Source organism: Pseudoalteromonas sp. S8-8 (genome assembly GCF_000497875.1).
GTDB classification, from domain to species: Bacteria; Pseudomonadota; Gammaproteobacteria; order Enterobacterales; family Alteromonadaceae; genus Pseudoalteromonas; species Pseudoalteromonas arctica.
In genome coordinates this window covers 50,229-74,316 of record NZ_AUTR01000001.1, presented here as the reverse complement: position 1 = coordinate 74,316, position 24,088 = coordinate 50,229, and the positions used below count along the sequence as shown (strand labels likewise).

The following is a 24,088-nucleotide window of genomic DNA, read 5'->3' as shown; positions in this document are numbered from 1 at the left end:
TCTTTCACGTTAAAATGAGAAGATGTGCTTAAAACAGATTTCAGAACTTTAAAATCTAAAAATCAGAATAGATATCTTAATAGGAGATACATAACGATGGCAGATAAAAAAGCCACAGTCCAAATTGATGGACTAGATCCAATCGAACTTCCAATTTATCAAGGCACTGCTGGCCAAGATGTAATCGACGTACGTACGTTAGGTTCACACGGTCACTTTACTTATGACCCAGGTTTCATGTCGACTGGTTCTTGTGAATCTGCAATCACCTATATTGATGGTGGTAAAGGTGTACTACTTCACCGTGGTTACCCAATTGAGCAATTAGCTGAAGACTCAAATTACATTGAACTTTGTTACTTACTTTTAAATGGTGAGTTACCTTCTAAAGAACAATATGAAGTTTTTAAGAATGAAATCACTACAAGCACTATGCTTGACGAGAAGATTGCTAACTTTTTCCAAGGTTTCCGCTTTGACGCTCACCCAATGGCAATGCTTTGTGGCGTAGTAGGTGCATTATCATCTTTCTATCATGAAGACCTTGATATTACTGATGCTGAACAACGTAAAACAAGCGCAGTTAAGCTTGTTGCTAAGTTACCAACAATCGCGGCAATGGCTTATAAAACAAATATCGGCCAACCGTTTGTATACCCACGTAACGATTTAAGCTACGCAGAAAACTTCTTACACATGATGTTCTCTGTACCTGCTGAAGAATATAAAGTTAATCCAGTAACTGCAAAAGCGATGGATAAAATCTTTATGCTTCATGCAGATCATGAACAAAATGCATCAACTTCAACAGTTCGTCTTGCTGGTTCATCTGGTGCTAACCCGTATGCATGTATTGCAGCTGGTATTGCATCTTTATGGGGACCTGCTCACGGCGGCGCTAATGAAGCATGTTTAAACATGTTAGAAGAGATTGGCTCTGTTGACCGTATTGATGAATACGTAGCTAAAGCTAAAGATAAAGCTGACCCGTTCCGCCTTATGGGCTTTGGACACCGTGTTTACAAAAACTTTGACCCACGCGCTACAGTAATGCGTCAAACGTGTCACGAAGTTTTAGCTGAGCTGAATATCCAAGATCCACTTCTTGATATTGCTATGAAGCTTGAGCAAATAGCGCTTGAAGACCCGTACTTTGTAGAGAAAAAACTATACCCTAATGTAGATTTCTACTCTGGTATTATCTTAAAAGCGATTGGTATTCCAACAAGCATGTTCACTGTAATCTTTGCAATGGCACGTACTGTTGGTTGGATCACGCACTGGGATGAGATGCTATCTCAACCTGGTCATAAGATCAGCCGTCCTCGTCAACTTTATACTGGTTACACTCAACGTGACTACGTATCAACTGACAAGCGTTAATTAACGTTGGTTAGTTTAAAAAGGCCGCATTTTGCGGCCTTTTTTATTAACAACACTTGAGAATTATCATAAACCGATTACAATTCCTGCCTTAAAAACACTATGTAGATGAGCCATGCTTGCTTTAAAGTTTGATATAAATAAAATTAGAAATGACTTCCCAACATTAAATCAAACAATAAACGGCTGCCCGCTTGTTTATTTAGACTCAGCAGCAACCTCACAAAAGCCTCAATCAGTTATAGATACAATTACTGAATTCTATACGTTTCAAAACGCTAATGTACACCGTGGACGCCATACACTTAGCGAGCAAGCAACTTATTCATATGAACAAATACGGGATAAAACTGCAGAGTATTTCAATGTATTTAGTAAAGAGATTGTATGGACTAAAGGCGCTACAGAAGCCATTAACTTGGTCGCTAACGGATTAAAAAAGCGCTTAAATGAAAGTCATACCATAATGATATCTCCGCTTGAGCATCATGCAAACATAGTGCCTTGGCAAATAGTGAGTCAACAAACGGGTGCTAAATTAATAGCGCTTCCACTAAATAAAAATGGCACGCTGAACACCAAAGAATGCTGTGAATTTATAAAAGAAACAAAACCTGCTCTATTAGCTATTACACAAGCATCTAACACACTGGGTAATATCACCGATTTAAAACCACTAATTAGAGCTGCAAAAGACGTCAATTCTCTTGTTTTAGTCGATGGTGCACAAGGTGCACTGCATTTAAAACCCGATTTACGTGAATTAAACTGTGACTTTTATGTCTGCTCAAGCCATAAAATGCTCGGTCCAACAGGATTAGGTGTGCTTTATGGTCGATATGAGCAATTAAATACCCTTGAGATTTACCAATCAGGTGGGGAAATGATCGATAAAGTGTACTTAACTCACAGTACTTATCGTCCTGCGCCTGCAAAATTTGAAACTGGAACACCAAATATCTCTGGAGTTTTAGGCTTTGGTGCCGCATTAGACTATTTAAATGAATTAGATCACGCAAAAATCCAGCAATATGAGCAAAAATTGTTTAGTTATGCCGCTCAAAAATTGGTAAAGGTTGATGGTATTACAATATATAGCAACCTATCTGACAATATTGGTACACTCTGCTTCAACTTAAATGATGAACATCCTTATGATTTGGCAACTTTACTTGACGGGTACGGGGTTGCAGTAAGGAGTGGACACCATTGTACACAGCCATTAATGACACATTTAGGGCTTAATGGAACGCTAAGAGCGAGCTTTTGTTTTTATAATACCTATGAAGATGTAGATATATTCATTGATTCACTTAAAAAATGTATCGCTTTACTGGACTAAACGTCACTTTAATAGAATTAATTAGGATAACTCATGACAAATACGTTTAACAAAGTCACAGAATCTATAAAAAATGCGCCCGCTTGGCAGCAAAAATATCGTGAGATAATGCTTTTAGGAAAAAATTTACCTGTTTTAGCTGATGTTTTGAAGACTGATGATGCACTTGTACCAGGCTGTGAAAGCAAAGTATGGATGTTTGTTGAATTTGATTTAACAGAAAATACACTTGTTGTAATTGGTGACTCAGATACACGTATAGTAAAAGGATTATTAGCCATTATTTTAGCGCTTTACAATGGCCTCACACCAGAGCAAGTAGTGAATAAAAATGCGTATGAAGAATTTGAAAAGCTCGGCCTTATAAGCCACTTAAGCGCATCACGTGGTAATGGTATTAAAGCCATGGTTGATAAAATACAAACCATGGCACAACAAAAGCTTAGTTAGCAAAAACTAAGCTTGCGAGCGTTGTTTTTTATCTAGATATTTACGCACCGCTTTTGCCGCAACAAAAAAGCCGAAGCTTCCTGTGATCATAGTCACAGATCCAAAACCATTATTACAATCCATATTCATCGAGCCATCAGCACTTTGCTTAGCATGACATACGCTGCCATCGCTTCCTGGGTAAACCAATTGCTCTGTTGAGTAAACACAATCAATATTAAACTTACGTTTAGGATTATTACTAAAATTATACTGCTTACGCAAAATATAACGTACTTTTGCAAGTAATGGGTCTTGCGTAGTTTTAGCTACATCACCAAAAGTTATTTGGCTAGGATCTGTTTGCCCGCCAGCACCACCGGTAGTAATTATAGGAAGTTTATTACGTTTGCAATGCGCTATTAATGCTGCCTTTTCTTTAACTGCATCAATACAATCAATCACATAATCAAAACCTTGAATATGCTCTTGAATATTATCAAGCGTAATAAAGTCATCTATTACATTAACTTGGCACTGTGGATTAATAAGCTCGCAGCGCGCTTTCATTGCATCTACTTTAGCTTGACCAATAGTGCCCGTTAACGCATGAATTTGTCTATTGACGTTAGTCGCGCAAATATCATCCAAATCAATCAATGTTATTTTACCAACACCAGTACGTGCAAGTGCTTCAGCCGCCCAGCTTCCTACACCACCAATACCTACTACACAAAAGTGTGCTTCTTGAAGCCAATCAAATTGTTGATGACCATACAAACGCTTAATTCCGCCAAAACGTATATCTGTAACTTTTTCGCTCATTTACCAATCCAGTTGCCATGGCGATTGCCATGCTTGAAAATCTTGATGTTTAATTAACGCCAAATACTCATCACCATTATCGGGTAATAAAGTTAGCTGTATTTGTTCACCTTGCCATAAAAAGCTCAACGCATATGCATGTAAATAGGTACGATTTGAAGACGTACCTGCATACATTGCATCGCCTAAAATAGGTGAGCCAACACTTTTTAGTGCCACTCTTAATTGATGCGTCTTTCCTGAGTAAGGTTTTAAAATATACCCTCTAAACCCAGGCTTATAGCTTAGCGAATAAAATCGGGTGATTGCAGGGTTAAGCTTACTCGTTAGTAACTTAAACGAGCCACGGCGAGATTTAGCCATATCGCCTTTAATCCACCCCTGCTTCTTTTTTGGTTTAGCGTCACTAATCGCTAAATAAAATTTAGCAATCGCATGCTCAGTAAACATAACAGTAAAGCTGGCCGCAGCGGCTTTGTTTCGCGCTAAAATAATCAGCCCTGATGTCACTTTATCTAAACGATGAACGGCATAAAGCTTTTGCGTTAATTGTTGTTCGGCTAACACAACAAAGCCGGGACCATCTTCTGAATGAAAATTAAGACCCGCTGGCTTTTCTAAAATATAAAAATCGTTATGTGTAAAAATGATTTTTAATATTTTACTTACTTGTTCACTCACGCGTTTGTACTTTTAATATGCGCTATCACTTTAGCTAAGTCATCGGGCGTATCAACTCCAGCATGGGGTGCTATTTGAGCTTGCTCTATTTTGATTTTATAACCATGATACAACACACGTAACTGCTCAAGCGATTCAAGTAGCTCAAGTGGCGATACGCTCAATTCTATATATTGTTTAATAAAACCCGCTCTGTACGCATAAATACCTACGTGGCGCTGAAATGGCGCTAAATTAAGAGCACTGCTGTCATTCATCATTGTGCTTCTATCAAACGGAATACTTGCACGAGAAAAATACAGCGCATTTTTATTTATATCGCTAACCACTTTAACGGCATTAGGATTAAATACTTCATCACGCTCTTCAATAGCAACACTTAACGTTGCCATTGGTGCTGTTGAATCACTTAATAGTGCAGCAACTTGGGATACATTTTCTGGCGCAAGTAAGGGCTCATCGCCTTGTACATTAACCACAATTGTATTGCTGTCGAGATCAAGTAAATCAACTACTTCGGCTAAACGCTCAGTACCCGATTGGTGATCTTCGCGAGTCATTACAACATCACTAGTAAATAAACTTACTGCATCAAACACTTTTTGATGATCGGTTGCTATAACCACTTTACTTGCACCTGATAAACATGCTTTTTCGTAAACATGTTGAACCATTGGCTTACCGCAAATATCAGCAAGCGGCTTACCAGGTAGTCGGGTTGATGCAAAACGTGCAGGAATTACAACTACGAATTCCACTTTTCAACCTCTTCTAAAGATAACTCACGAGCTTCGTTTTCAAGCAATACTGGAATATCATCTTGAACGGGGTAAGCAAGCTTAGCTGCTGTGCTAATTAGTTCGTTGTTTTCTCTATCAAAGCGTAATTTACCCTTACAAACTGGGCAGGCAATTATCTCGAGTAATTTTGTATCAAAGGCCATTGAGTATTCCTTTTTCTTTTAATAATGAATTTAATGTGTTTATTACGCCATCGGTAGGCTCTGCATCAACAGGTAGATAATACCAATTAGGTTTTGCAAAGGACTTACATTTAACCGCGTCTTTTTCGGTCATTATAATGCAATCATCACCAAACTGGGTAAAATCATCTGCTGTATAAGCATAATGATCTCTAAAATGATGAGTCGACAATAGCTTAATATTTTGTGCTTCTAATGAGTTTTCAAACCGTTTAGGGTTCCCAATTGCACTTATTGCATGTGCCTCGCTTACGTTACTTTTTGCATCATCACTTGAATTAACTAAGCGAAGGTTACTTACTTGCAGCACGTAGCTATTATTAGCCTCACCGCCATTTTCAATTACTATATCAACACTTTGTAAGCGTTTAGTTGTTTCGCGTAGTGGCCCTGCGGGCATAACAAAACCATTACCAAAGCGGCGTTCACTATCAACAATACAACACTCAATGCTACGAGGCATTTTATAATGCTGCATCCCATCATCAGAAATAATGACATCAAGCGTATAATTTTTTTCTAATAAATCGATATTGTGTTGTCTATTAGGCCCAACCGCTATTGGGCACTTTAAACGATGGTATAAAAGTACGGGCTCATCTCCAGCCTGCTGAGCACCTATAAGGCCAGTAACTAACAGCGGGTAATTTTCTGATTGCCCACCATATCCTCTACTAATAATTCCCACTGATAAACCTTGCTCTGTTAAATGACCATACAGCCACAAAACAAAAGGCGTTTTACCATTACCGCCAACACTTATATTGCCAACTACAATTACAGGCGTTTTGCACTCAAAAGGTTTAAGTATTTTAGCGCTATATAAGTATTTTCGAAATGACGATACAACCCAAAACAAAGCACTTAATGGTAATAACAGTAAAGTAATTAGACCAAATGGTTTATACCAGCTTTGTTCTATTTTACTCACGCCTGATCACCAAACTGCATTTTGCAAAGGGCTGAATAAGTACCGTCATTTGCTAATAAGCTATTGTGATCGCCACTTTCTATTACACGACCATTATCAATAACATAGATTCGGTCACTGTTTTCGATAGTAGATAAGCGATGCGCAATAACAATTGAGGTTTTATCTTTCATTAGCGTTTCTAATGCTTGCTGAATAAGCTTTTCAGATTCGGTATCAAGTGCTGATGTTGCCTCGTCTAAAATCAAAATAGGTGCGTCTTTTAATATTGCACGTGCTATCGCTATACGCTGGCGTTGACCACCTGAGAGCATTACCCCATTTTCACCTACCATGGTGTTTAATTGCTCTGGCAGGTCTTTAACAAATTCCCACACGTGCGCTTGTTTGGCAACTTGTTCTAACTCTTCAACAGACACATCGTGCTTTATGCCATAACAAATATTGTTGGCAATCGTATCGTTAAATAACACAACTTGTTGAGACACTAAAGCAAATTGGCGACGCAGATCAGTTAATTTATAATCCTGCAGGGCTATACCATCAAGTAATATTTCACTCGGTAACTCTAAGTCATAGTAGCGCGGTAATAAATTAGAAATTGTTGATTTACCCGAGCCTGAGCGCCCTACTAAGGCAATACTTTCACCTGCCTCAATCGTTAGCGACAAATCGTTTAATACGGCTTCATCTTTAGTTGGGTACTTAAAGGTTACATTTTTAACTTCAATTAACCCTTTAACTTTATCGACTGAAACGGTGCCAGTGTCTTTTTCCATTTCTTCATCTAACACTAAAAAAATACTTTGCGCGGCAGAGATACCACGTTGCATATCACTATTCACATTGGCGAGTTGTTTTAGTGGGCGTAATAGCATCATCATTGAAGCAATTAATACCATGAAATCACCAGAGCTTATTGTATCAATCATGGAGGGCATTGATACCACCCACAAAATAACTGCCATGGCACTTGCCGCTAAAATTTGAATTATAGACACACTAAGCGCTTTAGTTGCGTCCATTTTGATACGTTGCTGACGATTATGATTATTAATTTTCGAGAAGTGATTGATCTCTTGATCTTGACCACCAAAACCATGAATAACTTTATGTCCGCTCAGCATTTGTTCTGAGCTACGGGTAACTTGCCCCATGGCAGATTGAATGTTTTTAGAAATGTGGCGAAAACGTTTAGAGACGACGGCGACAATAATAGCAACAAGTGGGATGATCACTAAAAATATCAGTGATAATTTCCAGCTGGTATAAAACATTACCGCAAGTAAAAATACAACAAATGCACCTTCTCGAACCACGATTAGCAACGCTTTGGTTATTGCTTGTTGAACTTGTTCTGTATCAAATGTGATTTTTGAAATTAAATCTCCCGTTGAGTTTTTGTCATGAAAAGAAACGGGTAAGTGCAATATGTGCTCAAATAACTCTTGGCGTAAAGAACGTACAACTTGGGAGCCTACATAACTTAAGCAGTAAGAAGACATAAAGTTAAAAACACCACGCCCTAGAACTAACGCGATAACGACAAAAGGAGCGTACTTTAAAACGTCTGTATTACGCTGGTTCAAACCTTGATCAATAAACGGCTTCATTAATTGAATAAATAAAGCATCCATTGCTGAGTAGCCTATCATCCCAATAATTGCGACAAATGCGACGCTTTTGTAGGTGCCAACATATGAGACAAGACGTTTATAAATTTGTGTAGTACTTTGATCCATAACACTCTCTAAATACAGTAACAATCTGTATTGTATCCTCCGATGAGATAAAACTAAACGTCAATCTTTGATAAACCAGTAACTTTCCTGCCCTCTTGCTGTTTCTATAGCCAAATTCTTTGCATAAAATTTAATACTAATTTGCCCTTCAACGCCTGTCGTAAATTGCTGAGCGTTTATTTGGTTATAACGTTCGACGACAAGAGGCTTGGGGAATTCCCATTGCCCTTTATAGGCACTTGAATGAATGACTACTTGGGGAGCAACGTTATATATAAAATTAACACTTGAGGATGTATCGCTGCCATGATGCGGGCTTAACATTACTGTACTTTTCAATGATGTATTATCCGCTAATAGCGATGCTTCACGCGCCTTTGATATATCACCGGTAAGTAACACACTATGGGTATTATCTGATACCCTAACAACGCATGAATCATCATTTTCATTTCCAAACCCTTTTGTACTAAAGCTTTGTACTTTTAATCCAGCAAAATCAATGTTTATGACTTCACATACATTATGTGTATTTTTAGGATGAAATTGTTGTAATGTTTCACCAAAGCCAGCATCTATGAAATGTTGTAATCCTCCAGCGTGATCATTATCTTCATGACTTAGAATCGCCGTTTTCACTGTTAAATTATTTGCTTTAATATAAGGCAATAAAATACTTCGCGTACGGCTAAAGCGATTGAAATAACTGGGGCCAAAATCATAAATAAGCACTTGATTATCTTTTTCAATTAATGCCATAAGTCCATGCCCAACATCAAATACATGTAGTTGCCACTTAGACTTTTCTGTTAGCCAATAATTTAATAAAAGCGTTATTGCTGGAATAAAAGCGAGCCATTTATAAGGAAGAAAATAAACCATCAACATAATAATATAAGTAAAAACGACAAATATTGAGTCAATTCTGCCAGTCGTTATCCACCTTAACGATTCTGGTATTTCATTAAGCAATTTAAATAGCGCATATAAGCCTGTATCAAACAGGTTTATTAAAATACTTATATCTAAGAAAATACTCAGTAATGTAAAAACAATTAAAAAAGGTAAGATAATGATTGAAAGCAGCGGTATAGCAATTAAGTTTATTATCAAACCTGCAATACTTACCCCATTAAAAAAATAGAGTGAAAGTGGCAATAAACCAATAAATAACGCTATTTGAATAACAAACAGTGAAATAACTTTGTTTTTTATGCGAGTGTTTAATATTGGTAATTTATTAATAACTGTAAAAATGATAGCAACAGCTAAAAATGAAAAGTAGAGACCTGGATTGAGTAAATTAAATGGGTTAACAATAAGAACAATAACCAAGGCAAATAAAATGCTCCGCCAACGCAGCGGCTGCTTAGCAAGAAAATACAATAATAAATAACAACCCAGCATGATAAGCGCTCGCGTTGCCGATACTAAAAAGTCACTTAAGTACACATAAACCAAGGCTACTAAAAATCCGCATGAACTGTAATAAAGAGTCAGGTTGAATGATTGCCCAATCGAAGAATTAATTTTTGCAAAAATGAATCGAGTAAATAGATAACCGAAGCTAAAAATCAAACCAATATGTAACCCCGATATAGCAAGTAAATGACTTAGCCCAAGAGATTGCATTAATTGTTTGTCAGCGTAGCTCATCAACGATTTTTCACCGCTAAGCAATGCATAATAGAGCCACTGTAATTTTGTATCCGTATAAGTGTTTTTAAGGAAGTGCTGATAATCTAAAATTATGCTTTGTTTGTCGCTATTTATAATATTAAGATTTTTATTAAGCACTTTACCTTTAAATAATATTCTACTTATAAAAGCATAACGTTCATTATCAAATACATTAAAATTTTTATTACTACGAAAATGTTTTAAATGAATTAAAGCAGAAAATTCATCACCTACTATTAAAGGCTGTGCAGAATTAACACTGAGCATTGCCTTGGGTGCTCTAAAACCTGAAAAATAACTCCCTTCTAATGCCACTATTTTAACTTTAATATATTGAGGTTTTTTGTCAGAAATAACCTCTTCAACAATTAATGTAGAATCAAGTGCATACTTTTCATCCTGTTTTGGTATTTCAAAACTATAAAAAACGTAAAAATGCAGACCAACGAAGCAAATTGCACAAATAAAGCCTAACAATACATTTAAAAACGGCTTAAAATAAGCGCTCACTATAACAATGAAAATTGTGAATACTGTAAATTCGAGAGTTTGATAATAAAATACGGTTGCTATACAGCCAATTACAAACCCAAGACTTATCCACACTGATGTAAATGGTTGCTTTAAATGGCTAAAAAAACGATCCAAAGATTTTTACCTGATCCAAATAAAATTAGACATCATAAATCACTAAGAATATTTGGACGCCTTTTACAAGATGCAAATCTTTGGCATTTAAATAGACGTTCTGCTCGAGGTGCATTTGCAGTCGGGTTATTTTTTGCTTTCATCCCTGTTCCTTTTCAAATGGTTTTAGCAGCAGCCGGCGCTATATTATTTAGAGTTAATTTACCTATCTCAGTTGCATTAGTATGGCTTACAAACCCTCTAACTATGCCACCTATTTTTTATGGCTCATACTTAGTGGGTACATTAATACTTAATCAGCCTGAGCAACACTTTGTATTTGAAGCTAGTTGGTCTTGGTTTCTAGAGAGCATAGAAACTATTGGCCCTGCATTTTTACTAGGTTCGTTAGTATGTGCTTCTATTGCATCAATTATCGGCTATTTTGGTATTGATATTATTTGGCGCCGTTCTGTTAAAAAGGCATGGTTATCGCGAAATAATTAGTAGCGTTAAAGCTAAATAATAACTATAAGATTCATGGCAATCCTAATCTTATGAAATATTATAGACGAAAAAAAACCAACTTTATTAAGTTGGTTTTTTTTATAATCAATATTAGTAAACTTTAAAAGCGAAATATACGTCTTAAGCCAACTAATGGTAATAGCAATAATGTATACCAAGGAAAGCTAGCAGAGTTACGCTCATACACTTCTGCTTCTACTGGAGCACAGTTTTCTACTTCACCATTTGCAATTGGCGTTAACTTAACTGCAACTGCAATACTTTCGTATTCAATTTCACCATTGATATCAGTTACAACACCGCCTAAAGAATCAAGTTTTTCAACTGTCTTAGTCGCAGTACCAAATATTTCATTATTTTCATTAATAGCTGTTGCTTCGACCATTGAGTAAGCGTAGTCAGTTTCGCCATCAGTGTCATAACAAGGCAGTAAATCATTTAGATTAGTGATTTTGTCTTCACCAATTTTGTAAATAAAAGCTTCTTTAAGTCGTGAGCTATCAGAAACACCTACTTCCCCTTCGCCTACAATATATCCTTGATTATTTATATCGTTGCCATAAGAACTTGAGCTTGAAAAATAATCAGTTGGGAAAACTGTATTACCTGTTTCGATGTCATGATAGAAGAATTTATTACGAAGAGTACCTTCAATACGCTTTGTCGCATAACCTGTAATTACATCATTATCATTAATAGCGATTGATTTACCAGCCTGCCAATCGTCTTCTTGATTAATAAAGTCAGTGACTGCACCGTCTTTAAAATAAACTGGCATTGTAAGAATCGTATCATCATTTTTGTAATAACGCGTATTTGATGAACCTACAATTGTACCGTTGTTGTTCACTGCTAAAGCAGTACTCGTAAATGCGTCATCTTCTGTTTCACCTTCATCAGGTGTCAGTGCCATACCAAGCTCTTCAACAGAAATAATATTTAACGATTCATCAAGTTCCCATTTAACAGCACGCTTATTAAATAAGCCTCGTGAAATATTAGAATTTAATAAGTTGATACACACTGACGTTGGTTCGTCTTCATTATCACAGTTATCATCAATATTATCTTGTCTGTCATCAGGAATACTTGTAGAGATATTACCTACAACAGTGTAACCACTATTTGTTTTGACTATATCGTTAGCGCGGCTTGTGCCGCCGTATTCATTAAACTCAGGCTCTAACTCAACACTTATACTGCCATCAGCACTTATTACAATCCCACGTTCTATAAACTCATGTGTGAACCACGTTTCTGCATCATCTTCACCATCAGGTGTAAAAGACACTTTATCGTAAGGAGCACCGCCCCAACCAACAGTAACGCCGTCTTCACTTACAGCATTAAAAAGGTTAATAGTTGAACGCGTTAAGCCATCATAATCAACAGATGCAACATCAAATAACGGTTGCTCTGTTACTTGTGTGTCATTGTACTTTATGCCAACTAATGAGCTTAATTTTTGATATTCAAAATTTGTAGAAATTGAAGATAAAAAACTAACCATGAAAGTATGTGCATCAGAATTAGTAAGTACTGCATCATTATTTTCAATGTCATCAAGTGTAAAGGTAATCTCTTTATCACTTAAATCAAATGCAGCCTCTGTATTATCGTAGCTATTTTCAATAATATTTTCAGTAAAATCTATATAGCTGATATCAATAGGTAAATTGTATAAACCATTTGCGAAACCAATAATATGCCCGCTTTCGCTTACATCTGTTACATAAGAATATTTAGCGTCTTCAAGAGTCCCTAATTCACTTAACTGGTACGTAGCACTTGTTGCTGAAGTGCTTAATGTCGCTAAAATACTGGCAGCGAGTAATTTATATTTCATTTTAGTCCTTACTACTGATTCTGTAATTCTTCAAGTTCTTCCCAGCGCTCAAGCGCAGCTTCAAGGTCAGACTCAAGTTGTGCCAAATGGTTCAATGCTTTAGTTGTTACATCACTCTCTTGTTTAAAAAAGTCTGAGTCACTAACTACAGCTTGTTGAGCTTCAATTTCAGCTTCTAGTTTTTCCATTTTATTCGGTAGTTGCTCTAATTCAAGTTTTAATTTGTAAGAGAGTTTATTTGTTTTAGCTGCAGGTTTAGCAACTGGAGCGACTACTTTTTCAACTTTTTTTACTGGTTGCTGCTGCGTTTTTTTTTCTTGTTCAGCTAAATAGTTAACGTAAGCCTCATAGTCGCTATAGCCACCTACAATATCTGTAACTTTACCGTTACCTTCAAACGCCCATACACTTGAACATGTATTATCAATAAATTCACGGTCATGGCTTACAATCAGCACTGTACCTTGGTATTGATTAATGATGTCCTCTAGTAACTCTAACGTTTCAATGTCTAAGTCATTTGTTGGCTCATCGAGAACAAGGATATTAGACGGTTTTAAAAACAATTTAGCTAATAGTAATCTGTTTTTTTCACCACCAGAGAGTGCTTTAACAGGGGTTCGAGCACGTGCTGGCGGGAATAAAAAGTCTTGTAAATAACCTAAAACATGACGTGAGCGTCCGCCCATCATCACTTCTTGTTTACCTTCGGCGACGTTATCTTGAACTGTTGCTTCTTCATCAAGTTTTTCACGATATTGGTCAAAGTAAGCAAATTCTAAATTAACACCTTGCTTAGTTATGCCGCTATCAGGCGCTAAATTACCAAACATTAGTTTTAACAGTGTGGTTTTACCAATACCATTTGGGCCTACTAGACCGATTCTGTCACCACGCATTACCAGTGTAGAAAAATCATCAGCAATAACTTTGTCTTTAAATGCATGACAAAGATTCTTAGCTTCAAATACTAACTTACCAGAGCGATCTGCTGTTTCAATATTGAAATCAGTTTTACCAACTTGATCAACACGTTGCTTACGCTCTGTACGAAGCTGCTTTAACTCACGAACTCTACCTTCGTTACGCGTTCTACGCGCTTTAACACCTTGGCGGATCCATGTTTCTTCTTCGGCTAAACGCTTATCGAACAATGCATTTTGGCTTTCTTCTACTTTTAAATCATGGGCTTTTTGCTCTAAGTACGTGGCGTAATCACCAGGGTACGAAATAAGCTTACCACGGTCTAAATCTAAAATACGCGTAGCAACAGCACGAATAAACGCACGGTCATGCGATATAAATACGATTCCGCCCTTAAACTCTTTTAAAAATTGCTCAAGCCACATGACGCTTGCCATGTCTAAATGGTTTGTTGGCTCATCAAGTAATAATAAATCAGGCTCACTAACAAGTGCACGTGCAAGTGCTACTTTACGTAACCAGCCACCAGAAAGAGACTCAAGTTTAGCTTCTGGCGTTAATTCTAATTGTGTTAGCACTAATTGAATTCGGCTATCAAAGCGCCAGCCATCAGCCGCTTCTAATTGATTTGATAAACGTTCAAGCTTGTTTAATAACTTATCAGTACACACTGTTTGCAACTCATTACTTACATGATGAAAATCAATTAGTAAGTTTGCAATCTCAGGCATACCTTGCGCAACATAATCAAATACTGTGCCATTTGCGCCTTTTGGTGGATCTTGTTCTAAACGAGAAATTCGAATGCCACCTAGCTGATTTATTTCACCATCATCTAATACAACTTCGCCATCAAGCACTTTTAATAGAGTTGACTTACCCGCGCCATTTCGACCAACAACACACACTCTTTCGCCACTCTCTATAACAGCATCTGCTTTGTTAAGCAAAGCATGCGTACCAAAAGCAAGTTGTGCTTTTAAAATTCTAATTAAATCCATAGTTCTTATTTGCTCTTATTCTGCTTGTGCTAAAAATTCGCGCACAGTGTGTAAAGTAAAAGGCCAAAATAATTGCTCGCCTTTTTCACTTTCTAATACAGGAATAGTAATTTGATACTCAGCTATAAGCTGCTCATCAGTCATAATATCGATTAGTAATAACTCACTCGTATTACTAAGTACCTCAGTGATAAGTTGCTCAGCTTGCTCGCACAAGTGGCAACCATCAGTGTGGTATAAAACCCATTTAGCCATGTGTGATTAACCAGCTATTATGGATTTTTTTATTACGTTTAAAGTCTGGTGATAACGTTTTATCTGAAATATTAATGGCTTTTAAACCTAAACCAATCAGACCAACTTCATCTATCACAAAGCCACGTTTGTTATTAGAGAAAATTAAGGTACCTGATGGGCTTAAAATCTTCTTAACCCACGTTAATAATTTAATGTGATCGCTCTGTACATCAAACGCGTCTTTCATACGTTTTGAGTTTGAAAACGTTGGAGGATCTAAAAATATCAAATCATATTGCGCCGTTGCGTGCTCTAACCATTTTAAACAATCTGCTTGTTCAAAACGGTATCGTGTATTACTAATACCATTTAAATCAAAGTTATCTTGGCCCCATTTTAAGTAGGTCTTTGATAAATCGACTGTAGTAATGGCTTTAGCACCACCAAGAGCAGCATGTACAGAAGCTGTACCTGTGTATGCAAAAAGGTTTAAGAAACGTTTATCTTTAGCATTTTCTTGAATATAACGGCGCATTAAGCGATGGTCTAAAAACAAGCCTGTGTCTAAGTAGTCAAATAAATTAACTTTGAACTTAGCACCAAACTCTTCAACAACCATAGTACGGTTTTGTTTAGACATAGCGGTGTACTGATCTTCGCCCTTCTGCTTTTTACGTACTTTTACAGCAATGTTTTCAGGTGAAATCTCAAGCTGTTGAGCCGTTAAACTTATTACGTCTTGCAGGCGTTTTTCTGATGTTTTTTCATCAATTTCTTTAGGCGCTGCATATTCAAAAATTACAGCAGAGTCGCCATAAATATCTACAGCAACATTGTATTCAGGGATATCCGCTTCATAGACGCGATAAGCATCTATTTTATTTTGTTTAAGCCAGTTTTTTAAGCCTTGCTTATTTTTTTTCAATCTATTTGCAAATGACGTTGAGCCTTCAAAATTGAGTGCTTTTTTGTCATCTGTAGTCAAACTTACTTGCTTATCATCTAATTGGTATAAGTTAAGTTCTACATCAAGCGGGCCATTTTTAAATTTATAACGCTTAAGGCGCACAAGTTTTAAAAGTTTAAATAAGCTCTCGTCCATACCCAATAAGGCAAGTTTCCAGTGATTGAAGTGCTTTTTAAAGCCAACGCCTAAATTACGGTGTAAATCAACAAGCTCAGCCATAGAGCCAATACGCTCACCATAAGGTAAGTTTGAAATTACAACACCCGGTAATTTTGCAACAGCTGTAAGTTTAGTTGCATCACTTTGCTTAAACTTAATCACGTCGTCAAGCTCTGCACGTTTAGCATTATCAATTGCTTTACTTAATACTTGCTCATCGTAATCGTGGCCAATTAACCATAATTTAGGATCAGTAATATTAGCGAGTAACTCTTCTTTAAGCTCTTTAAACTTAGCGGCTCTAAAACTGGGTAAACGCTCAAAAGCAAAACCTTCACGGAATAATCCTGGCGCTTCGTTTCGCGCCATACCGGCAGCTTCTATCAAAATAGTGCCCGCACCACAACATGGATCGAATAAAGGCTGTTTTACATTTTCAAGCCAGCCACTTCGCTTAATTAATGCAGCAGCTAAGTGCTCTTTAATTGGCGCTTTACCTTGGCCTTGGCGGTAACCACGTTCTGACAAACGAGGACCTGAATAGTCAATATACATCGATACGCCGTAACGATTTAATCGTGCAACTACGCGCACGTTAGCATCTTGCTTATCAACGTTAGGACGTTGCTCATATAAATCATTAAAATAGTCAACAATCGCATCTTTGATTACAAGACCCGAAAATTGCGTGTTTTTTAATGAGTCATTGGTACCGTTGAAGTCGACAGCGAATGTTTGCGTAGGTCCAAACCATTCTTGCCAAGGTTGCGAGCGCGCAAAATTATACAGGCTATTTTTGTCATCTACGCCTTCTTTTTCTTCAATAAGCATAAGCACACGCGTTGCAAAACGAGTTGATAAACAAACCTTTTGCGCAAGTAATGAGTCAGCCTCAAAACGAACAGAACCAACAGTTTGCTTAGACACGGTTGCGCCAAGTTCTGTTAGTTCATCAACCAATAAATTTTCGATTCCGATAGAAGTAAGTGCGATAAATTGCAAAGTAATAACCCTTAATAGCTAATTGCGCAGGATTATAACATAGGTTGGGCGACAAACACGCCATAAAGACACGCTTAAGACTTAAATTTGGTTAGGCGGTTTGACTTTGATATTGCTGATTTAGGATGGGGTGTACTCGATTATTCAAAATACGGATTACTTCAAATTGCGCCAAAGATAAGTTTTCGTCTAATTTAAAGGTTTCACTTAAATTCAAACAAATAGATGCATCAGGACAATGCTCTACAATTAAAAAATCACCTGACTGCGCTTTAGATGTTAATTTTACTATTGCCTCTACGCTTGGCTCTGTTCCGGTGTATTCTTCAAAAAACCAACTTTTTGCTAAAACGGGTTTTAAGTGATACTTAACAGCAGTCGCATTTAATGATATTTGACAAATTTGAGCCGCAGACCACAATTCAAATCCATCCAGATAATTATAAACTTGTTCGTAAAATGCAGCATCTTCGAGACTAAAACGTGGATTTTTAAAAACAGAATCGGTGAGCTGTCTTAATTTATAAGGCGTGCATAATTGCATGTCGTCATTTAAATCAAGTAACAAACGATTTTTATCAGGACAAGTAATCCACTGCCATTGCTTTGATGCTTGTAACATTTACTCCTCCTTGGGTATGTTGAATAATTATTGCTCAGAGTATAACCGCTTTTGACCACTTTTAAAATGTTTGCTTAGAACATTTAGCTAACGATCAAAAGCTTAGATAACTGATCCTTATAAGCCGTTAACGATCGACTTTACCAATTGTGGACCTTTGTAGATGAACCCAGTATAAACCTGAACTAAATTTGCGCCTGCATCTAACTTTTCTTTTGCAGATGTAGCATCATCAATACCGCCGACTCCGATGATTGGTAGCTTACCTTGTGTTAAGCGTTTTAGTTCACTTACTACCTCTGTAGAGCGCATTCTAACAGGGTGACCTGATAAACCGCCCGCCTCTTGTGCATATTGCTGCCCCATAACTGCGGCTCGCTCAAGCGTTGTGTTTGTGGCAATTACACCATCAATTTTATTATTTAAAAGTGATTCACTTACTTGCTCTATTTGTATTTGATCGAGATCCGGTGCAATTTTTACAAGCATAGGCACTTGCTTATTATGCTTTGAAATTAAATCTAACTGTTCATTTTTAAGACTTTGCAATAAATCATCAAGTGCAGCACCATATTGTAAATCACGAAGCCCTGGGGTATTTGGTGATGAAATATTTACCGTAATGTATGAGGCATGCTCAAATACTTTACGCATACAATGAATGTAGTCATCTTTACCTTGTTCATTAGGTGTATCTTTATTTTTACCAATATTGATACCGAGTATGCCACTGTACTTTGCTGCTTTTACATTTTCGACTAAATTATCAACACCTTTATTATTAAAGCCCATACGGTTAATAATTGCGTTTGACTCTGGAAGTCTAAAAATACGTGGCTTATCATTACCAACTTGAGGACGCGGTGTAACCGTTCCAACTTCAATAAAACCAAATCCCATTTGGCTAAAAGCATCAATACATTCTGCATTTTTATCAAGGCCAGCGGCAAGCCCTACTGGGTTTTTAAATTCAAGACCTAAAAAGTTTACGGGTTTATCTGAAACACTTTGTGACCAAGCTATATTTAGAGGCGTATTAGCAAAACGACGAAGATTATTAAGTGCAAACTCATGCGCCCACTCCGCATCACGGGTAAACATAAAACGGCGAGCTAAATCATAAAACATCAATATAATCCTCTTTTTAAATTTCAGACAAAAAAATACCTCAGACAAGGCTGAGGTATTGTATAACAATTTTAACAATCAGTTATTTATTTACTAAACAAATAACTGATTAAAGCTAAATTATTTTCCTGATGTATCACAGTTATGACTTAATAACATAAGTTCACGAAGTGCAACTGAGAACTTAGCAAAGTCGTGGCTTTGTGATGTTTTAAACTCAGCCAACATTTGTTTCCAACGCTGAAGTAATAAATCTTGACTATCCATCCACTCATCTATTTGACTATCAACATCGCTCTCGTCACCTTCAAAGCTATTTAGCACCACTTCAGATAACGTACGTTGCTGCCAATCAAGCTCTTCACGGTAAGATGAACGAGCAAGTGCTTGCCAATGATTTGCTACTGGTTGCTTAGTTATTTGCTCTAAGAACCAATGCAGACCCATTCTTGCGCCTAGTTTAAAGTAAGTATTCGATACCATCGAAATACTCTTACCTGAATTATTAGCAACTTCAGCTAAATCCATCACAGAGAATAAGCTTGATAACGAAACAATACGATTAGCTATATCTGCAGGAACGCCGGCGTCAATTAACTTATTAGCTTCAATTACAATACGGTCATTTTCTTTTTCAATCATGTACGTATTTAAATTATCGCTTAAATCTTTAAATGTTGGCGCAAAGAATTCAATTCCTTGTTCAATCGTTTGTGACTTATTACGATGACGTAAGAACCAACGCGTAGTACGGCGAACAGTACGACGAAGTTGGTAAAGCATTTCAGTTTGTACCGCTGCTGGTATTTTATTATCCAGTGCGCTGATAGAAGACCATGTATCGCGCATTTCAAATATTTCGCTAGCAATTGAGTAACACATTGCAATTTCAGCTTCGTTGGCACCGGTTTCTTCATGCATACGTACCATGAAGTTTAAACCCATATCATTAACAATACTGTTAGCAAGTTTAGTTGCAATAATTTCTTTACGAAGTGGATGGTTGTTCATCGCATCGTTAAACTTCTCACGTAGAGGACGTGGGAATGACTTCACAAGCAATTGACGATAGTAAGGGTTTTCAGTAATTTCATCACTTACTAAAGACTCTTTTAATACCATTTTAGCGTACGAAACAAGCACTGAAAGCTCAGGGCGAGTTAAGTCTTTACCTGCGGCTGCACGTTCTGCCAATTCTTCATCGCTTGGAATAAACTCGATAGCACGGTTTAACTTGCCATCTTTTTCAAGTGCATGAATAAAACGAATCTTTTCTTTAAGCGTTGAAGTACCTTTAGACTGCGTAATTGAAATAGTATGTGTTTGACGGTAACAGTCTTTTAATACTAATTCAGATACTTCATCTGTCATTGAATAAAGTAGCTCATCACGTTGTTTACGTGTTAAGTCACCTTCAGCAACCAAGCCATTAAGTAAAATCTTAATGTTAACTTCGTTATCTGAACAGGCAACGCCCCCTACGTTATCAATAAAGTCAGTATTAACACGACCACCCTTAGCTGCAAATTCAACACGACCTAATTGAGTTGCACCTAAGTTACCGCCCTCACCAATTATTTTAGCGCCTAAATCTCTACCATTGATACGTAGTGCATCGTTTGCACGATCCCCTACATCTGCATCAGTTTCTTTAGAGTTTTTAATGTATGTACCAATACCGCCATTCCACAGTAAATCGAACTCCATCATCAATGAAGCTTTCATTAACTCATTTGGGGTCATACTTGCTTTTTTAGTACCCAACATTTTTTTCATTTCTGGGCTGAGCGTAATTGATTTAGCAGCACGAGAGAAAACACCACCACCGGCAGAAATTAACTCTTTATTGTAATCTTCCCAAGATGAACGCGGCATATTAAATAAACGTTCGCGCTCTGGGTAAGAAGTAGCAGCATCTGGGTTAGGATCAACAAAAATGTGCATATGGTTAAAGGCAACTTGTAAACGAATATGCTTAGATAACAACATACCATTACCAAATACATCACCAGCCATATCGCCAATTGCAACTACCGTAAAGTCGGTAGTTTGACAATCGATATCCATTTCACGGAAATGTCGTTTAACTGACTCCCATGCGCCTTTAGCTGTAATACCCATTTTCTTATGATCGTAACCAACCGAGCCACCTGATGCGAATGCATCACCTAGCCAGAAATTGTATTCATTAGCTATGCCGTTTGCGATATCAGAGAAAGTAGCGGTTCCTTTATCGGCTGCAACCACTAAGTAAGCATCATCTTCATCGTGGCGAACAACATCGCGAGCTGGGACTACTTCCCCGCGCTCTATGTTATCTGTAATATCTAGAAGACCACGGATAAAGATTTTGTAACACTCTTGGCCTTCTTTTATAAACGCTTCGCGCTCACTAGGTAATTGTTTACATACAAAACCACCTTTAGAACCAACAGGTACAATTACTGTATTTTTAACTTGTTGCGCTTTAACTAAGCCAAGTACTTCAGTACGGAAATCTTCACGACGATCAGACCAACGCAGACCACCACGCGCTACTTTACCGTAACGTAAATGCACACCTTCAACGCGCGGAGAATAAACAAAGATCTCAAACGCAGGAAGTGGAAGTGGTACATCAGGAATTAAGCTAGGCTGTATTTTAAACGAGACATAAGACTTAAACTGACCTGCATCATCTTTTTGGAAATAGTTAGTACGAAGCGTTGCAACAATCATATCTACGTATAAACGTATAATGCGGTCATCATCAAGGTTTGCTACATTTTCAAGTTCTAAGTAAATTTGCGTACTTAACTTTTCAAGTGTTTTAGCACTTGCTGGGCTCTTAACTGAGAACTTTTTAGCAAATAAATTAACAATTTGCGCTGCAATGTTTGGATAATTTGCAAATGTGCTTTCAATGTAACTTTGTGAGAACGTTACACCAATTTGACGCATGTACTTAGCGTAAGCACGTAAAATAGAGGCTTCGCGGCCAGTTAGGCCACCCATTAACACTAAACGGTTAAAACCATCATTTTCAAGGCGGTTGCCCCACACATTTGTTAATGCAGCGCGAAAACGTGCTGAAATTTTATCAAAGTCTGCCATCCCTTTGCTGTCAATAAGCATCGAGAAGTCCATGATCCAGTTAATACGACCATCGCTAGTTTTAACTGAATATGGTGTTTCACCAACAACGCGCAGACCAAAGTTTTCAAGCATTGGCATAACATCAGATAAGTGAATTGGCTCATCTTTATGGAATAAGCTTAATCGTACAATATTACTGTTTGCTTCTTCTTGAGGACGGTAGAACAGCATTTCTAGCTTGTTTTCATCGCTAAGTAGTTCTAATTTTTCGATATCAACAACCGCAGCACTTGGAAGCACTTCGTCTTTGTATGAGCGTGCAAACGCATTACAGTATTTACGATTTAAATCGTTACCGCGTGCTTCACCCGCAGACTCTAAAAGTGCAGATTGAAGTTTATCTTCCCACGTACGTGCAGCTTCTACTAAATTGTTTTCGATGTCTTTCACGTTATATTCGATCTTGTTGTCGGTCACACGAACGGTGTAATGAGTACGCGCCAGTGTTGACTCAGAGAAATAAGTAGTAAATTCGACTTTATCGTCAGAATTAAATGCATTAGCTAATATATCTTGCGTTTCACGACGAAGAGCCGTGTTATAGCGTTCGCGAGGAACATAAACCATGCAAGATAAAAAGCGACCATACGCATCTTTACGTACAAACAAGCGACACATATCGCGCTCTTGTACTTGTAAAACACCCATAGCAACTTCAAGTAGCTCACTTTCGCGCGCTTGAACTAGCTCATCACGTGGGTAGGTTTCTAAAATATTTAAAACAGCTTTGTAAGCGTGTGTACCTTTAGCAAAATCACACATTTCCATAATGCGGTTAATTTTACTTTTTAAAACAGGCACATCAGTAGCACTGTTATTGTAAAAGCTTGATGAGAACAAACCAATAAAGCGGTCTTCACCAATTACATTGCCTTCATCGTCAAAACGCTTAATACCTACGTAATCAATGTAAGCTGGACGGTGAACGCGAGAAACAGAGTTAGTTTTTGTTAGGATCAGTAGGTTGCTGCTGCGTGCTTCTTGGCGAGCAACCTCTGGTAATTCTGATAATAATCGTGTGTGTTCTTCAGTAGAGTTTTTCATCAAGCCAAGGCTTGATTCCATTTTACCTTTTAATTGGTAATCACCTTGAACTGGGCTTAGCTCATATTCACGGTAACCCATTAGGGTAAAGTTATCTTTCGCTAACCAATCTAAAAACTCAGTTGTTTCTGAAACTTCTTCTGTCGTTTTATTGTGATGACGTTTAGGTAACTCTTTGGTTACTGCAATCAATTTTTTACGAATTGGCTGCCAATCATCAACAGCAACTGACACATCAACAAGAACCGACTCTAACTCTTTCTTGAAAGACTCAATCACAGAAGAATCTGTTTGACGGTCAATTTCAATAAAAAATACTGTTTTAGTAGATGAGGATTCTTGCTCTGCTTTTAAATTTGATAATCCAGAAATTTTAGCGTTTTCATCGCGCTTAATTTTTAATGGGCAGTGAAGTAATAAGTGAGAGGCGATATTTTCACGAGTCATGGCCATACGAACAGAATCAACTAAAAACGGCATGTCTTTAGTAATAATCTCTACGATTGTATGTGATGACTGCCAGCCATCTTTTGCCACTTCAGGGTTGAAAACGCGGATAACAGCGTCGTCGGTAGTATTTTTTTCTAGCGAGTTCCAAAGGCTTAATGCTGCGCCATATAGGTCACTATCGTTGCGGTTTGCCAAATCCTCTTTAGACATATTGCTGTACAAGGCTTTGGCGAATTTCTCAACGAGTAACACATTATCAGCGCGAACTTTTTTCTGGATCAGCTTACAGACATTATCTAGGATAACCGAGGCTTGGCCTTCATTTCGTGTCATTGTATGTTCCTTAATCTATTACTGCTCAGGAGCAGGAATTTGTACAGCTATTCATTAGCGTGGAGTCAATTAAATTCTAACCCTTTTACA

At 37.4% G+C, this 24,088-nt stretch carries 18 protein-coding genes; 4 read left to right on the top strand and 14 right to left on the bottom strand.

The annotated features are described in order from the left end of the window. Positions 1-96: 96 nt before the first annotated feature. From L659_RS0100340 to L659_RS0100330, 3 genes are all read left to right on the top strand, one after another. Positions 97-1,383, top strand: a complete 1,287-nt coding sequence (locus L659_RS0100340; protein ID WP_007586875.1) for a citrate synthase — start codon at positions 97-99, stop codon at positions 1,381-1,383. 115 nt (positions 1,384-1,498) lie between these two features. Next, positions 1,499-2,725: a SufS family cysteine desulfurase gene (locus tag L659_RS0100335; RefSeq protein ID WP_024589201.1), complete on the top strand. Its 1,227-nt coding sequence runs from the start codon at positions 1,499-1,501 to the stop codon at positions 2,723-2,725. A gap of 33 nt (positions 2,726-2,758) precedes the next feature. Beyond that, entirely contained in the window at positions 2,759-3,175 is a 417-nt protein-coding gene (locus L659_RS0100330) for a SufE family protein (protein ID WP_024589200.1), read from the top strand. A 6-nt stretch (positions 3,176-3,181) separates the two neighbouring features. Here L659_RS0100330 and tcdA read toward each other — a convergent pair whose 3' ends face one another. From tcdA to L659_RS0100295, 7 genes are read right to left on the bottom strand one after another with little or no spacing between them, the layout of a single operon-like run. After that, the gene (tcdA, locus tag L659_RS0100325; RefSeq protein WP_024589199.1) at positions 3,182-3,979 is read right to left on the bottom strand and encodes a tRNA cyclic N6-threonylcarbamoyladenosine(37) synthase TcdA; all 798 of its coding nucleotides are present in this window, start codon (positions 3,977-3,979) and stop codon (positions 3,182-3,184) included. Continuing rightward, positions 3,980-4,660: a TIGR01621 family pseudouridine synthase gene (locus L659_RS0100320; RefSeq protein WP_024589198.1), complete on the bottom strand. Its 681-nt coding sequence runs from the start codon at positions 4,658-4,660 to the stop codon at positions 3,980-3,982. Then, entirely contained in the window at positions 4,657-5,418 is a 762-nt protein-coding gene (gene kdsB, locus L659_RS0100315) for a 3-deoxy-manno-octulosonate cytidylyltransferase (protein ID WP_024589197.1), read from the bottom strand. Before kdsB ends, L659_RS0100320 begins: the two co-directional genes overlap by 4 nt. After that, the gene (locus L659_RS0100310) at positions 5,406-5,603 is read right to left on the bottom strand and encodes a Trm112 family protein (RefSeq protein ID WP_002961789.1); all 198 of its coding nucleotides are present in this window, start codon (positions 5,601-5,603) and stop codon (positions 5,406-5,408) included. Before L659_RS0100310 ends, kdsB begins: the two co-directional genes overlap by 13 nt. After that, positions 5,593-6,573: a tetraacyldisaccharide 4'-kinase gene (lpxK, locus tag L659_RS0100305; protein ID WP_024589196.1), complete on the bottom strand. Its 981-nt coding sequence runs from the start codon at positions 6,571-6,573 to the stop codon at positions 5,593-5,595. The genes L659_RS0100310 and lpxK overlap by 11 nt, the downstream gene beginning before the upstream one ends. Next, on the bottom strand, positions 6,570-8,315 hold the full coding sequence (gene msbA / locus L659_RS0100300) for a lipid A export permease/ATP-binding protein MsbA (RefSeq protein ID WP_024589195.1): 1,746 nt from the start codon (positions 8,313-8,315) through the stop codon (positions 6,570-6,572). The genes lpxK and msbA overlap by 4 nt, the downstream gene beginning before the upstream one ends. 60 nt (positions 8,316-8,375) lie before the next feature. Continuing rightward, positions 8,376-10,643 (bottom strand): DNA internalization-related competence protein ComEC/Rec2, encoded by a 2,268-nt coding sequence (locus L659_RS0100295; RefSeq protein ID WP_024589194.1) that lies wholly within the window; start codon positions 10,641-10,643, stop codon positions 8,376-8,378. On the opposite strand from L659_RS0100295, the gene L659_RS0100290 reads away from it, so the two are divergent. Beyond that, the gene (locus L659_RS0100290; RefSeq protein WP_007586895.1) at positions 10,623-11,129 is read left to right on the top strand and encodes a DUF2062 domain-containing protein; all 507 of its coding nucleotides are present in this window, start codon (positions 10,623-10,625) and stop codon (positions 11,127-11,129) included. The genes L659_RS0100295 and L659_RS0100290 overlap by 21 nt on opposite strands. Before the next feature lie 121 nt (positions 11,130-11,250). Here the strand turns inward: L659_RS0100290 and L659_RS0100285 are convergent, their stop codons facing one another. The 7 genes from L659_RS0100285 to L659_RS0100255 all read right to left on the bottom strand — a co-directional run bounded on the left by L659_RS0100285 (position 11,251) and on the right by L659_RS0100255 (position 23,998). Further along, positions 11,251-12,996, bottom strand: a complete 1,746-nt coding sequence (locus tag L659_RS0100285) for a DUF3466 family protein (protein ID WP_024589193.1) — start codon at positions 12,994-12,996, stop codon at positions 11,251-11,253. Between the two features lie 11 nt (positions 12,997-13,007). After that, positions 13,008-14,921, bottom strand: a complete 1,914-nt coding sequence (gene uup, locus L659_RS0100280; protein ID WP_024589192.1) for an ATP-binding cassette ATPase Uup — start codon at positions 14,919-14,921, stop codon at positions 13,008-13,010. A 15-nt stretch (positions 14,922-14,936) separates the two neighbouring features. Beyond that, entirely contained in the window at positions 14,937-15,176 is a 240-nt protein-coding gene (locus L659_RS0100275; protein WP_024589191.1) for a glutaredoxin family protein, read from the bottom strand. Next, a complete protein-coding gene (rlmKL, locus tag L659_RS0100270; RefSeq protein WP_007586899.1) occupies positions 15,169-17,286 on the bottom strand; it encodes a bifunctional 23S rRNA (guanine(2069)-N(7))-methyltransferase RlmK/23S rRNA (guanine(2445)-N(2))-methyltransferase RlmL in 2,118 nt (705 codons plus the stop codon). Before rlmKL ends, L659_RS0100275 begins: the two co-directional genes overlap by 8 nt. Before the next feature lie 91 nt (positions 17,287-17,377). After that, on the bottom strand, positions 17,378-17,908 hold the full coding sequence (locus tag L659_RS0100265) for a cell division protein ZapC (RefSeq protein WP_007586900.1): 531 nt from the start codon (positions 17,906-17,908) through the stop codon (positions 17,378-17,380). Between the two features lie 117 nt (positions 17,909-18,025). Then, positions 18,026-19,036, bottom strand: a complete 1,011-nt coding sequence (gene pyrD, locus L659_RS0100260; RefSeq protein ID WP_024589190.1) for a quinone-dependent dihydroorotate dehydrogenase — start codon at positions 19,034-19,036, stop codon at positions 18,026-18,028. Between the two features lie 120 nt (positions 19,037-19,156). After that, positions 19,157-23,998: an NAD-glutamate dehydrogenase gene (locus L659_RS0100255; protein WP_024589189.1), complete on the bottom strand. Its 4,842-nt coding sequence runs from the start codon at positions 23,996-23,998 to the stop codon at positions 19,157-19,159. Positions 23,999-24,088 lie beyond the last annotated feature (90 nt).

Excerpts from the sequence above, each read along its gene's own strand:
- L659_RS0100310 (WP_002961789.1), bottom strand. The coding sequence starts at position 5,603 with ATGGCCTTTGATACAAAATTACTCGAGATAATTGCCTGCCCAGTTTGT.
- L659_RS0100340 (WP_007586875.1), top strand. The coding sequence starts at position 97 with ATGGCAGATAAAAAAGCCACAGTCCAAATTGATGGACTAGATCCAATC.
- L659_RS0100255 (WP_024589189.1), bottom strand. The coding sequence starts at position 23,998 with ATGACACGAAATGAAGGCCAAGCCTCGGTTATCCTAGATAATGTCTGT.
- msbA (WP_024589195.1), bottom strand. The coding sequence starts at position 8,315 with ATGGATCAAAGTACTACACAAATTTATAAACGTCTTGTCTCATATGTT.
- tcdA (WP_024589199.1), bottom strand. The coding sequence starts at position 3,979 with ATGAGCGAAAAAGTTACAGATATACGTTTTGGCGGAATTAAGCGTTTG.
- L659_RS0100290 (WP_007586895.1), top strand. The coding sequence starts at position 10,623 with ATGGCTAAAAAAACGATCCAAAGATTTTTACCTGATCCAAATAAAATT.
- L659_RS0100285 (WP_024589193.1), bottom strand. The coding sequence starts at position 12,996 with ATGAAATATAAATTACTCGCTGCCAGTATTTTAGCGACATTAAGCACT.
- L659_RS0100335 (WP_024589201.1), top strand. The coding sequence starts at position 1,499 with ATGCTTGCTTTAAAGTTTGATATAAATAAAATTAGAAATGACTTCCCA.
- pyrD (WP_024589190.1), bottom strand. The coding sequence starts at position 19,036 with ATGTTTTATGATTTAGCTCGCCGTTTTATGTTTACCCGTGATGCGGAG.
- L659_RS0100275 (WP_024589191.1), bottom strand. The coding sequence starts at position 15,176 with ATGGCTAAATGGGTTTTATACCACACTGATGGTTGCCACTTGTGCGAG.
- L659_RS0100265 (WP_007586900.1), bottom strand. The coding sequence starts at position 17,908 with ATGTTACAAGCATCAAAGCAATGGCAGTGGATTACTTGTCCTGATAAA.
- uup (WP_024589192.1), bottom strand. The coding sequence starts at position 14,921 with ATGGATTTAATTAGAATTTTAAAAGCACAACTTGCTTTTGGTACGCAT.
- L659_RS0100330 (WP_024589200.1), top strand. The coding sequence starts at position 2,759 with ATGACAAATACGTTTAACAAAGTCACAGAATCTATAAAAAATGCGCCC.